Source organism: Planctobacterium sp. AWM4_229 (genome assembly GCF_056160305.1).
The window spans coordinates 42,390-58,578 of sequence record NZ_JBSWWX010000002.1 but is presented as its reverse complement, the minus strand read 5'-3'; the positions used below and the strand labels follow the sequence as shown (position 1 = coordinate 58,578).

Sequence of the window (16,189 nt, the reverse complement as noted above, 5' to 3'; positions counted from 1 at the left end):
CGGTTGTCAAAGGTCTTCAGCAATGGTTTGTAGCTCCTTGATAGCAATGGCCACATCACTGTCTTCGGTTTGCCAGTTGCTAAAAGCGGCTCTGATAATCGCCTGCCCTTGCCATTTCCCCGGACTAAAAAATACTTTTCCTCTGGCGTTGATGCGCTGCAATACGTTGTTACAGTCCACATCGTCATGCGATGGACGAAACAGTACCACGTTCAGATCGCATGGGTAAACCAACTTCCATTGCGCACTGGCATCAATAAATTGCGCAAGTGTTTTTGCCTGTCGACAATTCTTTTTTACCCATGACCTGATGCCCGATTTACCATACGCATAAAGTGTCATCCACACTGGTAAAGCCCGGAAGCGACGTGAGTTCTCCACACCCAATGACATAAAATCGGGTTCGTCACCAGACTGCACTAAATAGGGGGCAGCCACGTGACAGCTGTCTTTGAGTAACTTTTGATGTCGGGTCAGGAACATGCCGCAATCATAGGGCACATTTAACCATTTGTGTCCATCGAGGGTGATGGAGTCTGCATACTCCAGTCCGGCGGTGCGTTGCTCCATACCGGGGATTAAACGAGCGAAGATGCCAAAGGCGGCATCCACATGCAGCCATGCCTGGTGTTGCTGACACAGCGCTGTAATTTGCCGCAAATCATCAAAACTGGTGCCAGTTACCGTGGCAGCAGAGCTAATCACGATCTTGCTCTTCGCCTTGCTTTGTTTCAGTTTTTGCGCCAGATCCTGTGGGCTTATGGCTTCTGAGTTTTCGAGGGTTTCTACTTGCGTAATATTGTTCTGGCCAAAACCCGCCAGTCCTAAGGTTTTTGTCATGCTGGCGTGAGGACAGGCACTGAAAACCTCAACATCGAGTCCAGTCATGCCTTGTTTGGCCACATCAATATCTTGTTGTGTACCGGCAAATTGTCGCGCGGTGACAGCTGCCAGAAAATTTGAAGCTGTTGCTCCGGTTGTGCACAGCCCGGTAAAACTTGCGGGTAAATCAAACAGCTCTACTAACCATTGTATTGCTTGACGTTCCACCTGTGATGCGATTGAGTCGCCGTCTTTCGAGACATTTTGATCCAACAAAGAAACTAACCAATCCGCATACGTGGCGACAGGCGTAGCTCCGCCGGTGACAAAACCCCAATAGCGCGGTCCGCGACTGGCAGACATTTGCGGCACCAACTCCGAGTGCACTGTATTGATGGCGACTTCGCTGCCAGCACCCTGTTTGGGTAATGGAGATTGAGATAATGTCGCATTTAGCGTGGCAACTGGCTGGTTTTCCAGTTCATGCAGCCATTGTGTTGCTCTGTGCTGAAATTCCGAAAGAATTTGTTGCCAGTCTTCTGTGTCGGGTTGTGAATAAGTAGAGATTAAATCAGTCATCGTGTTCCCCAATATAATGTATGCAGCGCATCATAAGTTCATTGCAAAAAAGATAGCAGATACAAAAATAACAAATAAAAAGTATACAGATGCTGTTCTCAGACGTTAAATTACTGTTGCTTTGTAATTCAATGAATGAAACAGCCCATGATCCAATACAAACAGTTGGCCAGCAAAGTAATGTCAGATATTGATACTGGCAAACTCTCCCCCGGTAACAAGTTGCAATCGGTGCGAGATTTTAGTCGCCAGCATCAGGTGAGCATGACTACAGCGCTTAATTGTTACAATCTGCTCATAGAGCGGGGATATGCCATTAGTCGGCCTCGCTCTGGCTATTACGCCCAAAAACCTGTGTTAGATATTGCTCGTATTCCCTTAACTGACTTTGTCCCTGTTATCTCCCAAGGGGCAAAACAAAACTTTGCTGTGAGTCAGCACCCCTTGGCGACTGCGCAATTGTCGCAGTCACTATTACCGCAAGCTGAGTTAGCTAAATCTGCCAGTCGCGTGTTTAAAAATGCGCGCCTTCACCAATTGCACTATGGTGCTGTCACTGGCCATGAAAGTTTGCGCAGGGCTCTGGCTGGGCATTATTCAGAGCAGGGTTTTAAGTTTACCAGTGACGAAATTATTGTCGGCCACGGCTGCCTGGACAGCGTCAGAATGGCTCTGCAGGTTACTACGAAGCCAGAAGATACGGTTGTGGTCGCATCGCCTTGTTTTCCTGGATTGTTGGCTATTTTGAAAAGTCTTAATCGCAAAATATTGGAGATCCCCAGTACCACCAATGGCATCGATCTGCTGCGCCTTGAAAGCATCCTGGAAGAAGGGCGAGCCTCGGCGCTTTTACTCACAGCTAACTTTCAAAATCCACTTGGTCATCAGTTTAGCAATGAACACAAAGCTGCGATCGCTAAACTGGCCAATCGCTATTCTTTCCCGGTAATTGAGGATGATGTTTATCAGGAATTGAGTTTTTCAGGTGGTCTGCCGTTACCCATCAAATATTGGGATAACGAAGGCTATGTGCTGTGGTGCAGTTCCTTTTCAAAAACACTGTGTGCATCGTATCGAATTGGTTGGTGCTTACCAGGCCGATTTTATAGAGCCATGGAGGATTTGCGCCGCATTGAGTCGTTGGGGGTTAATATGCCATTGCAGTTAGTGTTGGCAGATTTTGTCGCCAGTGGCAACTATCGCAAGCATATCCGAAGATTGCAGATAAGTATAAGTCAGCAAATACGAGAGTATCGTCAGTTCTTGCGCAATCAATTAAGAACCAACGCATCTTTTTCCCAGCCTGAGGGCGGTATGGTGTTGTGGTGTCATTATCCGGGATTAGACAGTATCGAACTCGCCCAAAAACTGAGTGACAAAGAGGTGTTTATTCGGCCCGGCGGATTGTTCAGCACCCGAGATTTTTATGGGGAATACTTCAGATTAAATTGTGGTTGGCCACTGGATAATGAGCGACAACAAGAACTGACGCTTTTGACTCAGTTACTGCAAGAACAGATGGCAAAATAAGCCAAACTAATTCTCTGCCTGGGTACATTCTTGGTAGTTATCGCTGCGACAGTAGTGAAATCCAAGGTAATAATGGGACTGCTCTGGGGCTTTTCCGTTCTTTAGATACTCATACATCAACTCGGCCCCTAAACGTCCCATTTCGTGGGGATTTTGGCCAATATTTACGGTAGACAATCCCGCCCCCAATGCCTCTAACTGTAGGGGTTCAGTATCGGCAGAAACGATCACCTTGTGTTGTTTCAGGATGGCGTCTTTGTGTTTTTTCATGGTGGCGATGTAATCAGGGTTAAATTGAGCAAACCCCGCAACAGCCAGGAAAATAGGCGCGTTTTCAGCCTCCAGAATCTTCGTCAGTTGGTACAAGGCGACGTCGCGTTTTCCCAAGCTGTAGAGTGGGCATCTGCGATACTCTGTCCAGCCATTATGCCCCATTAAGCGCTGCATCGACTGCCCTGATAGGGCATGTCTGACTCCGGCGATGCGGTCATTGAGGTTAGGCGTCGAATCAAATCCTGATTGAATGCAAATTTGCTGTTCTGGACTGGTTTTAAATAGCTTGGCGTATTCACCCAAAGCAACTCCAAAGGCAAAATTATCCGTGCCGACATAGGTCAGCCGATATTTCTCATGTTCGGGTAATAGATCAGAGTCGAAAGTGATCACCGGAATGTCGGGCAGCATTGATTTGAGTACGCCATCCACCAGGTGTTTGGAATCAGTTGTAGAAACCAGCAGGCCATCGATATTTTTAGTCAGCAATTCGTTGATAACCAATACCTGAGTACGTATATCCTGGTAGTCTTGTGGGCCATCATAAATACAGGTGAGATCGGATTTTTGTTCAGCAAACTGCTTACAACCTTCAAAAGACTGGACATAAAAACTGTCGTTCTTGGTTTTACCGACAACGGCAATCTTGAATTGCGCCCATGTGTCGGCAGACCAGGTCCCTATCAGTGCGGTCAGAGAAAGTAACGCTAGCTTTAGTGATATCCTGGCAAACATAAAGCTGATAATCCTTAAATCGCTTTGAGTTTTTGATTGTCTTTGCCATCAAAATTTGCTGACACAGAAATCAAAGTTTAGGTGCTTTCTGGTTCTGCGTAAACCGCCAGTGGTAGAGATTTGAAATAAGGAAGATTTTGTAGCACATTGGCATATCTGGCTATCTGTTCCATCAGACAGCCAAATCTTGCAAACCGTGTTTAAAACTCTACTTCCAATAGCTTTGCTGACTCTCTGAATGTCAGGGTATTAATGGCTTTGTTGCCTTCAGCATCACCCTCGATATTAACGGTGTTGATTTGTTCTGACCAGATATCTTGTAAAGCACTGTGCTGTACTGCGATTTTTTCTACCTGAGCAGGTAATGGCGTGTCTTGATATACCCAGAGAAACTTGCCGTCGATTTCATAGCCTATGTTATTCAGAGCCACGGGCCCATCGTTTATTTTCAGCTCGAAACGCTGAACCACATAATCCATGAAACGTTGTTGGGTTTCGGGGTTACTGAGAATATCCGCTTTGCCATCCCCTAAAACACTCACCGCATGCTCGGCATCGTGCAGATAAAAGCGATGCATGACTTCCAGATGATTACTGTTGTGATTAAATAATACAGTGGTAATAGCGGATTTTATTTGGTGACCAAAAGAAGGCGCCATAAAGGCGCCTAGTATGATCAAAATAGCGAGTTTGCGCATTGTTTAACGCGACTCCTTATTTTTGCTCTTCTTTGTCTTCGTCGTCAGTTTTCAGTTCTGTTTTGATATCTTGCATGATATCACGACGGGCGTTTCCAGTGCGTTTTTTGGCTTTGTAAGCTTCGATACGCGACTCGATGATTTTGCGTGGGTAGTGGTTGTTGTTCACATCCACATCGGCAGTTTCCCAGCGAGGATCCACTTCAATGCTAACCAGTTCTTTCTCTTTGGGAGTGACCAACAATTTTTGTACCTGTTTCGGACTACGACGCCAAATCTCAGCCGGATAATAGAGGCGCTCTTTAGTGCCATCATTGTAGGTGGCTTCAATGATGATAGGCATTACCAGACCGCCGATGTTGCTGAATTCCATCACGTAGTAGTTGTGATCTTCACTGACTGCCCGTTCAAAAGCTTTGCGCTCCCAGTCTTCCAGTCCATCGAGGAATTTCTTGTAGGCATTGCGCTCTTTGTTAGTGACTGTCCAGCGATCATTTTCGTCGTAAAAATCACGGATGTCAGGATTGCGCTCTACCCAGGTTTTGCCTTCTTGCATGTTACGCTCAACGGTAACCGGCATGGGCTTATCCAGTTCTTCCTGGCGATCGCGATCAAAGTCAATATCAGGATCTTCTGTATCTATGCGTAGCTTGGATACTTTGTCGATGGAGATATCAACATGATCTGTGGTGTAAAACCAACCGCGCCAGAACCAATCTAAATCAACACCACTGGCCTCTTCCAGAGTGCGGAAAAAATCCGATGGTGTAGGGCGTTTAAATTTCCAGCGCTGTGCGTATTCGCGCAATGCGAAATCAAATAATTCACGGCCTAAAATGGTTTCTCGTAAGATTTTGTATGCGGCAGCTGGTTTGGTATAAGCATTGGGACCAAACTGCAAAATGCTGTCAGATTGCGTCATGATTGGCACCTGATTGCTACTCTTCATGTAGCCAGTTATGTCGCGTGGTTCAACACCCCAAGGAATGTCTGGATCCCATTCTTGTCCGGCTACGCCGTCAAGGAAGCTGTTGATGCCTTCATCCATCCAGGTCCATTGACGTTCGTCACTGTTTACCGTCATTGGAAAGTAAATGTGCCCGATTTCATGAATAACGACGCCAATCAGGAAGCGTTTTTCCGCCAGCGTATAGGTGCGCGAACCGTCATCTTGCAAGGTAGTACGAGGTCCGTTAAAGGTGATCATGGGGTATTCCATACCCCCTACCGGACCATTTACAGATTGCGCTGTAGGATAGGGGTAGTCGAAGGAGAAACGTGAGTATACTTCCATGGTGTGGATGACGGATTCAGTGGAATACTTTTTCCACAGGTCACCACCTTCTTTGGGATAAAAGGACATAGCCATAACAAACGGCTGGTCATCACCACCCTGATCATAGCCTTTGGCGTCCCACATAAACTTACGGGAAGTGGCCCAGGCGAAGTCGCGCACGTTCTGTGCTTTAAAGCGCCAGGTTTTTTGTTTGTCTGTGCCTTCTTTTTCGTTTTCCAGCGCTTCTTCAGCGGTGACAACAAACACTGGACGCTTGGCATTTTCGGCGTCTTTCAGACGCTTTCTTTGCTCTTTCGTAAGTACGTCTTTGGGGTTTTGCAGCACACCGGTTGAAGAGACAATATGATCGGCCGGTACTGTCATTTCTACTTCGTAATCACCAAACTCCAAGGTGAATTCACCGCGACCAAGGAACTCTTTGTTGGTCCAGGCTTCGTAATCTGTGTAGGCCGCCAAGCGCGGAAACCATTGAGCAAAAAGGAAGATATCGTTGCCGCCTTTACGCTCGTCATCGGGGAAATGTTCAAAGCCAGAACGCGCCGATACGGCATTTTCTTCCAGTACATTGAAGGCAAAATCCAGTGAAAACTCGGTGCTTTGGCCAGGTTTCAAAGGCTGCTTCAGGTCGATACGCATCAGCGTGCCCACGATTGTGTGTTTCAGGGCGTTACCTTTGCCATCTTTAACATTACTGATATCAAAACCCAGTGGACGATCGGCAAAAGCTTGCTGCTGACGCAAGAAATCCATGGTCATTTTAGCGGGTTTGGAGCCAGACGCTGAATTGGTGACAGGGCCACGCGTACCAACACCACCAAAGGTTTGTGTCATGCGTGCCATGGAGTCATCTTTAAAGCGGTTTTGATCCAGATAAACCCACAAGTATTTCAGTGTGTCAGGAGAGTTGTTAGTGTAAACAATCTCTTCTGATGCGGTAACACGGCGCTTGTCTTCGTCCAAGGCAATGTTAATTTTGTAGTCTACTTTTTGCTGCCAGTATTGATGGCCTGGCTCGCCAGCGGCGTTGCGATAAACATTGGGTGTTGGTAGCGATTCATCCAGTTGTCTGAATTTGTCTTCAAAATCCCCTTTGGTCTGCTTGATAGCAGCCTGAGCCACACCGATGCTAAGCAGCAACGACGATGCAAGGGCAAGTAGCGTACGTGTTTTCATTAATTGTTCCTGGCGGGTTTATCAGAATGATTGCTAATAGTCTGTGACTTTATAACATAAGTCCCCTTGTTTTGTAATCGTACCAGGGGAATTCCACGTAAGTTAAGAATATCAGATGCTGCAGCCATCACCGGCCTTCATTAAAACAGCTATGAGTAATAACCATTTAGCGCTTGTTTTAGCGCGGCTTTTTTGCCAATCTGCCAGCATCCTCAGTTTCATCTATTTATGTGTTTAACAGGCTTATGACTGAATTTCAGTGGCAACGTGCCGTAATTAAAATTGGCAGCGCACTAATCGCGCCTGACGGACAGCGTTGTAGTGCCCAATACTTATTAGCAATTGCCAAGTTCATTACCGAAAGTCGCCAGCAAGGTAAAGAAGTGGTATTGGTTTCTTCTGGCAGTGTGGCAGCTGGGCGCAGCCAGATCCCGGTTACCCATCAGCCTACTATTGCTGAAAAACAAGCGATGGCTGCTATCGGACAATCACAAATGATGGCAAATTGGGCGCGCTTTTTTGATTTTCCCTGTGCTCAGATTTTATTGACCTATGACGATCTCAGAGATCGTACTCGTTATGTGAATATCAAAAATACCTTGCGGGAACTATTGCAGCATCAGGCCTTGCCCATCGTAAATGAAAATGACAGCGTCGCTGTAAATGAAATTAAGGTGGGGGACAACGATAATCTGGGCGCTTACACTGCATTGGTGGCTCAGGCAGATACCTTGATTGTCTGTTCTGATATTGATGGTTTATACGATGCGGATCCTCGTAAACATCCCGAGGCACAATTAATCCCCGAGGTGGCTCAGATATCACCTGAAATTCATGCCCTGGCAGGGGGAGCAGGCACCTCAGTGGGCACAGGCGGTATGGTGACCAAATTACAGGCAGCAGAAAAATGCGCTCAAAGTGGTATTCAGACCTTGATTGTCAATGGTCGTGACTCCAAAACGTTTGATGCGCTATTACAAGGGCACTGTCCGGGAACCTTATTTCGCGCCGCCGCATCCCAGGAAAAAGCCCGTTCCCAGTGGTTGCGTCATACCCTGAGTGCCAAAGGTTCTGTGGAAATTGATGACGGTGCCGCGAATGCGCTGTTGCACAAGGGGGCATCCTTGTTACCGTCCGGGATTAATGCGGTTACCGGACAGTTTAGTCCCGGCGAAGCCGTTAACGTGCAGCATCAGGGGCAGGTTATTGCCAAAGGATTAGCACTTTATAGTGCTGAAGAAATGAAATTGATTGCCGGGCGCAATAGCCAACAAATTCAGTCTTTGTTGGGCTTTACCTTAGGTGAAGCGGTAATTCACAGAGACGACCTTATTCTTTATCGCTAATTAATTTACAGGTGTAGTATGACATTTTCCGTAGCTCAAGCCGCAAAAGACGCAAAGCTTGCTGCCCGAGATACCGCTAAACTCACAGACAAGCAGAAAGCCGACGCACTATTGGCTATTGCCGATGAGATCAACCGCTCAGAAGGCACTATCTTGGAAGCCAATATCAAAGACTTGCAACAAGGCGAAGAAAGCGGCTTGAGTGCAGCAATGTTAGATCGACTCAAGTTGGATTCAGCTCGTCTACAAGCTATTGCTGAAGCGGTGCGGGAAATCGCCGCCCAACCAGATCCGGTGGGCAGTACCGCTGGGTCCAGGAAGCTTCCATCAGGCATCGAAGTAACTAAAATGCGCATTCCACTTGGGGTTATTGCGATGGTGTACGAATCACGTCCTAACGTAACCATTGATGCCGCCGCATTGTGTTTTAAAGCCGGTAATGCGGTGATCTTACGTGGCGGAAAAGAAGCGCTGCACTCCAATCTGGCTTTAGCCAGCTGTATTCATCGCGCGTTTGCTCAGCAACAAATCCCCGCGGCTGCAGTGACGGTTATTCCCGACCCTGACCGCGCCATTATGAATGAATTATTGACTTTGAGTGAAGACATCGATCTTATTATTCCTCGCGGGGGAGAGGGGCTGATCCGCTTTGTTACCGAAAATAGCCGTATCCCGGTTATTCAGCATTTTAAAGGCGTGTGTCATCTCTTTGTGGATGCGGCGGCTGACTTGCAAAAAGCCATCGCGATTCTGGAAAATGGCAAAACCCAGCGCACCGGTGTGTGTAATGCCCTTGAAACACTCCTGGTACACAAGGACATCGCCCCTTCATTTATGCCGATGGTAGCCGAATTGTTTGCTAAACACGGGGTTAAAGCACACGCCTGTGAGCAAAGTAAAACCTATTTGCCTGCTGCAGAATTGGCCACTGAAGAAGATTGGCATGCCGAATATCTGGCCTTAGAAATTGCCATTAAAATGGTGAACGATTTTGAAGATGCCGTTGAACACATTGCTAATTATGGCTCAGGGCACACTGAAGTTATCGTGACTCAAGATATCTCGAGAGCTAAACGATTTGTACGCGAGATCAACTCCTCAGTGGTGATGGTAAATGCTTCTTCACGCTTTTCCGATGGCGGCGAACTGGGCTTAGGTGCTGAGATCGGTATTTCCACCAGTAAGTTGCATGCTTATGGGCCAATGGGAGCAGAATCACTCACTACTGAAAAGTTCGTGGTACAGGGAGACGGTGAAATACGCAGTTGATCCTGTTGCGCAATGGAGCATTTTTCAATACTGACAAAATCAGGTCAGGGCCGGATTAAGATGCAGTTAGTTTAATCCGTTATAACTAAGGGATGTCCAATGTCTAATGGATTGTTATTTTGTTTGTGTGCCTTTATCTGGGGCACAACCTGGTTCGCAATTACCTTTCAACACAGTGAGATGTCACTGATTTATTCGGTGGGCTTGCGCTTTTGCTGTGCGGCACTGTTGTTAGGAGCTTGGTGTATCTGGCATAAGCTGAACATGAAGTTTAGCTGGCGGGCTCACGTCAAAATGCTGGGGGCGGGATTCAGTCTCTATACCCTGGATTATGTATTTTTGTATTTGAGCCAGCAATTTATTGTGAGTGCCTTATTGGCAGTGTTTAGCGTCAGTGTGGTGTATTTTACTATTTTTCTACGGCGCTTTATGTTGGGAAAACCGGTGCGTATGGAAGTGGTTATTGGGGCCGCTATCAGTGCGTTTGGCTTGTATTTACTGTTTTCCCCGGAAATGAAAGGGTTAACTGAGTCAACAGGTTTAACCCTTGGATTAATTTTCGCCGCCATATCCTTCTTTTTTGCAGCAGTGGGTAATGTGATATCGGAAAACGCCCTCTCTAAAGAGGTGCCCGTGGTGCAATTTAATTTTTGGGCCATGAGTTACAGTCTGCTGTTTACTTTTGGCTATGCGCTGTACACTGATGAACCCTTTGTTTTGCCTGAGGCCAGTAGCTATTGGTTGGCATTGGCCTATCTTGCGCTATTTGGTTCAGTTTTGGCGTTTGGCGCTTACATGAAACTGGTGAAAAATCTGGGGGCAGATAAGTCTTCTAACGTGATCTTGGTATATCCGGTGGTGGCACTGGTGATATCCACCTTATTTGAAAACTATCAATGGAGCATTATGGGGCTGCTGGGAGTGGTTGCTATTCTTATCGGTAATGCTATTGCCATGGATAAGCTCAAATTCAAAAGGGTGGAAACAGCGAATTCGCATTAGAGAGTAAATCTTCGAGGCATGCTGCTTTGTTGAGCACATTTAGCGCATTATAGTGAAAAAATTCCTCTTTCAGGGAATAATACTACGCTGATTGACGTCATATCCATGTCACTGAGTTTGCAAAATGGAACGTTTATTCTCGGCAGATTCGTCAATTTTGCGCAAGAATTTTAAAAAGGAGTTTTGCCAATGCTTACCAATCATCCAATGTTTAAGGCCTCACTATTTTTATTTACTTGCCTGATTCTTCAGTTTTCTTTTTCCGCGGGCGCGAAAATAGACTCCACCTTTTATCAACTGAACTCACAATCTGAGGATGCCAATTTTTTCATCACGGATGTGGCATCCAACGAGCAGGCGGTGTTTTTTATTGCTCTTGAGTACTCTGATGACTACCGCTCTTCCAGTAGTAACTGGTTGTGGCAGTTAGATAAAGAGACGAACGATTATCACAAAGTGACCTTTTCGGGACCGGACTTACCCTATTCAGAGTTTTCAGATATTGAGATGATAGGTGACAAAGTCTATTTCCTGGCCGAGGATGGCATTGGTGTTCAAAAGCTCTGGAGCTATGATTCAGGTTGTGAATGTGTATCAGTTGTGGAGGGTGAGCCAGAGCGTACTCGTTGGTTATTTCAGTTTAATCAGCAACTGTTTATGCACAGCCGTGATGCGGATTCAACGGATTCAATCTGGTTGGTAGATTCGGAGAATGATGCGCTCTCATTAGCAGGCAGTGCCAGCCAGGAAGCATTAAGTGGTTCTTTTAGTGATTTTGAGTTTGGTGAGACTGCTTTTTATTTTATCGCCAACTCATCAGAGGGTGACACGCACTTTTGGCAATACGATCAAACTCAAAACCAGTTTAATGCTCTTACAACACTCGACGAATTACTGGCACCGAATTCGGGAAGAACCAGTCCGCGATTGATTAAAGTAGCGCAAAACCGCCTTTATGTGGATACCACCAATAGCACACCTGACCTTGAGTTCGAGGGAGAGCTATGGTCCCTGGATGTCAATGAAAACAGCCTTTCTAAAATAACCGACTTGTTTTTTAACTTTGATTGCGATGGTGATGACTCGCCTTCTTACAAGCGAGAGACACTGTTAGGCACCTCAGGGAATTACGTTTTTTACGTCAATATTGAGGATACCTCGGGGTTCAACCAGGTGGGTGGTGAGCGTCCTGGCTATCATATCTGGCGCTATGATTTAGCCAGCGGGGATAAGGTGCAAATTACTGATGCCGAGTTTCACATTGGCACCCAAAGTTGGTGTGCATACAATCCTATTAATAACCTGTATGTCTCTGAGCAACACCTGTACTTCTCCTGGCGATCTGACTCGGTATATAGTTTTAACCTTGCCGACGACGTATCGGATAGTCAGTTTACTTACCTCGGTGATAAGCCGTCCGCTGATGGCGTAAAAATTAAAGACGATTTATTGTTCTTTGAGCCGCGCAGGTACACTTGGGGTAGATCTGAGGCGTGTAATAAGGCCTTGGACCTGAAGACAAATACAATGCGCACCATTGACTATGGCGGCCAATCTTTGAGTTGTCGTGGCATGTTCCTTTTGGACAATGAGATAATCACTGTTGGTGGTACATCTTATGCCAATGAGCAGCTCTGGCGGGTCGACCAAGATCTGGTGGGGCAACAACTCACCGACATTCAGGCAACCCGATTTAAAGCTTCAAATGTAAATGAAGGCATCACTGTTGATGACAAATTTTACTTCGTTGCCGATTCCGGAACCGAAGGACAAGGTTTATGGCGGCTTGGCCAAACGGGAGAGCCTGAACTTCTGGATTTTAATTCCGAAGCCATAATTTCACCGTATCATAAAGAGTTTCTGCTGGAAAAAGCCATCAATCAGTATTTGTTCTTTAGTGTGCCGGTTGATGGCACCAAGAATTACTTTCGACTGGACAGCCGCGACGACAGTATTGTGCCAATGGAAGACCTGAATCAGATTGCGCGGGACAGGGGGCTGCAACTGTCGCTGTTCCAACATTCCGGCAACAAGGTGTATTTCAGACACAGAAGTCGCAGTAATGTCTCGCAGATATTTTCCTACGACCTGCAAACAACTGAAACTAACTCTTTGTTTTGGGGTGATGGCCAGGTCGCCTGGGTTGATGAAAACAATCTGTATTTATTCCGGGATGTGGATTTTTATTACGGATTGTGGCGTTGGGACAGAACTGCCAGAGAATATCATCAGATTGAGACGTCACCCATACAGGGATGCCAGAAAAGCAAAATGGTTGAGGGTGTTGCATTTAAAGGCAACCTTTATTTTTCTCGGTGGGGGGATGTAATGCGTTACAACCCAGAAACCGAGGATTTTGAGCAGCTAGGATGTGGTCATCACCTGTTACCAGCAGAGTCACAATTGCTTGTAGTAAAAGAAGAAGGTTTTGTGGACGGATTTCGCCGCACCAGCCTCTGGCAGGTAAATAATGAGCAAAATCAGCTGCAGCAAGTGAGTCCCGTGCGATTTAAAGACGACTGGGCATGGCTCAATGGCAAATTTTATTATGCCGGGCAAGATGAAGAAAGTAACTATGGGGTTTGGCAGTACAATCCAGCTGAAGAGCAATTAACCCTTTTGAACCATCTGGCGACGCTTGAGAGTGACGATGACGCAGATGATGCCACTGTACCTGCTTTGTTTAAAATCGCAGAGCTGAGTGGTGAGGTTTATTTTATCAGTTATAGGCAGTCGACTTATCAGGGGCAGATTAGCGACATGCAGCTTTGGCAAGGCGGGGTTGCTCAGCCACTAGTGAAATTTGGTTATAGTACATTTGTACCGACTGACGTTCATTATATGCTGTTTCTGGAAGCCTTTGCCGGAGATCTGTTCTTACCGGGCACAGTGAATCAGCAGGGACAGCATGTAGAATCTGCCTTAATTCGACTGGAGATTAATGGTGCCAGAGAGGCAATTAATCAGGATTTTGACGGGGATGGAGTGGCCGACATTGCGCTACGAGACCCCTATCAACGCTCGTGGACGATTTATCAATCGTCAGAAGAACAAATTCGCGACGTTCAGTTTGGTTTGCGGGAGACCGATATTCCGGTGCCTGCTGATTATGACGGTGATGGTATCGTTGATATTGCGGTTAGAAGGCCCGCCACAAAAATGTGGTACATTTTAAATTCCAGCGGCAGTAATTTTGGCAGTGAACGTCTGGATGGTATTCAGCGCATTCGCTTTGGTCTCGCAGAAGAAGATATTCCGGTGGTTGCCGACTATGATGGTGACGGTATTGCCGATTTAGCCGTGAGAAGACCTTCACTTCGCCTCTGGATCATTCGCCAGTCCAGTAATGGTGAAATAATCGAAGTGAAATTTGGGCTGCGCAGCACGGATATACCTGTTACCGGAGATTTTGATGGCGACGGTAAAGACGATGTCGCGTTTCGTCGTCCTGAAGATAAAACCTGGTACGTGAACAATTCCAGCGGTAGCAATTACAATAGTGACCGCGATGATAATATCCAGCGGATCCGTCTGGGGTTAGCGGAAGAGGACCTTCCGGTACCAGCAGATTTTGATGGAGATGGTATTGCTGATCTGGCTGTTTGGCGAGCAAGTGCGAGCCGGTTCATTATAAGATTGTCAGACACGGGCGAGGTTGTTGAAAAGCTTTTTGACAATGCTTCAGATGCTCTACCTATCGTCGCTGATTACAATGGCGACGGGCTAAGCGACCCGGCTGTGTACCACGAAAATACGGGCGCCATTGATATCATGTATTCCAGTGCTCAAGGAGACGACTCAGTGTTGCAGCTTACCGTTGCACCTTGGCTATTTCCGGTGGCATCACCCGTATCGGAACTAATGCGATTGGTTGATGGATTATGTGACTGTTAAGTATGAAACTGCGCTACAAAACCCCTTGATTAATCGTTGCTGATTGCTCATTTAGCGGATGATATCATCCAGGCACTGCATGATTTCCCGGCTGGCGTCTTCCATTTTTTGCATATGGGCTGAGGCGCCCTGTTTATCGTCTTTTTTAAGATATTCAAGGGCTTTTACGCCGTTTTCATGCAGCTCGCGGTGCGGACGGTCCAGTCGCTGAAATGCCTGAACATTCCCGTACTTTTCTCGTCCCATGCCCGTCATCCAGCGCCCCAGCCGACAGGAGGCCTGATCAGCCATATCAGTGCTGGTTTTGTTGCTGGTACCGAAGGCGATGGCATAGATATCTCCCTTCCAGACGATATGATCTAACTTTACGGTTTGGATAAAAGAGCGAATAGCTGCATCCTGAATCGCATTTTTCATTTGGTTGGTTTGCTCAACTATGGTGCCGTAAAACTCATTGAGCTTTTCCACGCCTTCAGCCAGAGATTGATTGTTACTCTGAATATCATCAACCGTAGTAACGGTCTCATTCGTCGAGCTGATGATTTGTCTTACTAAATCGGCAACTTCATTGGCTGATTCGCTGGTATTGTTGGCAAGTGAGCGTACCTCATCCGCTACCACGCTGAATCCTCTACCTGCATCTCCGGCTCTGGCGGCTTCGATCGCGGCATTGAGGGCCAACAGATTGGTTTGATCAGAGATAGAGGATATTGTCGTAACAAAGGAGTTTATGTTGTCGGCCATTTCTGACAGGCCGCTAATGTTGGTAGTCATATTCGACATCTTGCCAGTGAGCCCTGCCATGCCTGATACGATATTATTCAGAGCACCGCTGGCGACATCGAATAGGTCATTGATTTCAGTAACCGATTGGCTCTCAGTGTCGATTCGCTCAAACGAAGCTAACACTGTTTCTCTGATCCCCTCTACCTGACCGATGCAATCAAGCGCTGAGCGCAGCATACTGTCTTGATGATTTTCCTGGGTTTGAATAGCTCCAGTAGCAAGATCTGATTTAAGTTCCTCCAGCTCTCGACGCAGTGACTCGTTTTCATCCAGCGCTGCCGTCAGGTCTTTATTCAGGCGCGCTTTGTCATGGGCAAGTTCGTCATAGGAGGATTTGAGTACCAGCATTAAAAAATCTCGATTGTTGCGAAAGTATTTAAAGATAGCTCAATTTAGCCAGATTTGTATAAACACAATTTTATGTGGTGCCTAAAATCATTGGATCAGATCATAGATTTTTAATTTTTTGATTTAACTCCCATTTGTGGTCGATAACAATTTTCTCCAGATTTTCAATGCGCGTTTTTAGTTGCTGATAGTCGTCAGAGGGTTTGTGCGCTGTTTCTTTGAAGGGCGAGGAAACTTCCATATTCATCCATTTCACAATTTGCATATTGTATCTTCTGTCCAACCAGTAACCGAAAATACACAGGACTAATATGCCAACAAATAACAGGGTAAAAATTAATAAGTCCATGATTAACTCCAGGGTTGTTTAGGATTTTGAAGTTAATAGTGTTCACCCCGCTTGATTTGTTACAAACAAAACAAAAAAATTTATTTTT

General features: G+C 46.3%; 11 protein-coding genes. 5 read left to right on the top strand and 6 right to left on the bottom strand.

What is annotated here, in order from left to right; all coding sequences use genetic code 11:
* Positions 1 to 6: 6 nt before the first annotated feature.
* Positions 7 to 1,401 carry a pyridoxal phosphate-dependent decarboxylase family protein gene (locus ACXAGP_RS03550; RefSeq protein WP_475259565.1) on the bottom strand — a complete coding sequence of 465 codons (1,395 nt, stop codon included), beginning with the start codon at positions 1,399 to 1,401 and terminating at the stop codon, positions 7 to 9.
* Between the two features lie 147 nt (positions 1,402 to 1,548).
* Between ACXAGP_RS03550 and ACXAGP_RS03545 the strand changes: the two genes are divergently transcribed.
* Positions 1,549 to 2,931 carry an aminotransferase-like domain-containing protein gene (locus ACXAGP_RS03545; RefSeq protein WP_475259563.1) on the top strand — a complete coding sequence of 461 codons (1,383 nt, stop codon included), beginning with the start codon at positions 1,549 to 1,551 and terminating at the stop codon, positions 2,929 to 2,931.
* Positions 2,932 to 2,937: 6 nt separating this feature from the next.
* On the opposite strand, the gene ACXAGP_RS03540 is transcribed toward ACXAGP_RS03545, so the two are convergent.
* From ACXAGP_RS03540 to ACXAGP_RS03530, 3 genes are all read right to left on the bottom strand, one after another.
* Positions 2,938 to 3,939: a substrate-binding domain-containing protein gene (locus ACXAGP_RS03540; protein ID WP_475259562.1), complete on the bottom strand. Its 1,002-nt coding sequence runs from the start codon at positions 3,937 to 3,939 to the stop codon at positions 2,938 to 2,940.
* 200 nt (positions 3,940 to 4,139) lie between these two features.
* On the bottom strand, positions 4,140 to 4,637 hold the full coding sequence (locus ACXAGP_RS03535; RefSeq protein ID WP_475259561.1) for a DUF6702 family protein: 498 nt from the start codon (positions 4,635 to 4,637) through the stop codon (positions 4,140 to 4,142).
* 16 nt (positions 4,638 to 4,653) lie between these two features.
* Positions 4,654 to 7,107 carry a M1 family metallopeptidase gene (locus tag ACXAGP_RS03530; RefSeq protein ID WP_475259560.1) on the bottom strand — a complete coding sequence of 818 codons (2,454 nt, stop codon included), beginning with the start codon at positions 7,105 to 7,107 and terminating at the stop codon, positions 4,654 to 4,656.
* A 245-nt stretch (positions 7,108 to 7,352) separates the two neighbouring features.
* On the opposite strand from ACXAGP_RS03530, the gene proB reads away from it, so the two are divergent.
* The 4 genes from proB (at position 7,353) to ACXAGP_RS03510 (ending at position 14,618) form a co-directional block, all read left to right on the top strand.
* Entirely contained in the window at positions 7,353 to 8,453 is a 1,101-nt protein-coding gene (gene proB / locus ACXAGP_RS03525; RefSeq protein WP_475259558.1) for a glutamate 5-kinase, read from the top strand.
* An 18-nt stretch (positions 8,454 to 8,471) separates the two neighbouring features.
* The gene (locus ACXAGP_RS03520; RefSeq protein ID WP_475259557.1) at positions 8,472 to 9,722 is read left to right on the top strand and encodes a glutamate-5-semialdehyde dehydrogenase; all 1,251 of its coding nucleotides are present in this window, start codon (positions 8,472 to 8,474) and stop codon (positions 9,720 to 9,722) included.
* 99 nt (positions 9,723 to 9,821) lie between these two features.
* A complete protein-coding gene (locus tag ACXAGP_RS03515; protein ID WP_475259556.1) occupies positions 9,822 to 10,724 on the top strand; it encodes a DMT family transporter in 903 nt (300 codons plus the stop codon).
* 189 nt (positions 10,725 to 10,913) lie between these two features.
* Positions 10,914 to 14,618, top strand: a complete 3,705-nt coding sequence (locus tag ACXAGP_RS03510) for an FG-GAP repeat domain-containing protein (RefSeq protein ID WP_475259555.1) — start codon at positions 10,914 to 10,916, stop codon at positions 14,616 to 14,618.
* A 51-nt stretch (positions 14,619 to 14,669) separates the two neighbouring features.
* Here the strand turns inward: ACXAGP_RS03510 and ACXAGP_RS03505 are convergent, their stop codons facing one another.
* A complete protein-coding gene (locus ACXAGP_RS03505; protein ID WP_475259553.1) occupies positions 14,670 to 15,752 on the bottom strand; it encodes a methyl-accepting chemotaxis protein in 1,083 nt (360 codons plus the stop codon).
* Between the two features lie 100 nt (positions 15,753 to 15,852).
* Complete coding sequence (locus tag ACXAGP_RS03500) at positions 15,853 to 16,101, bottom strand: hypothetical protein (protein WP_475259552.1); 249 nt, start codon at positions 16,099 to 16,101, stop codon at positions 15,853 to 15,855.
* Between the last annotated feature and the right edge of the window lie 88 nt (positions 16,102 to 16,189).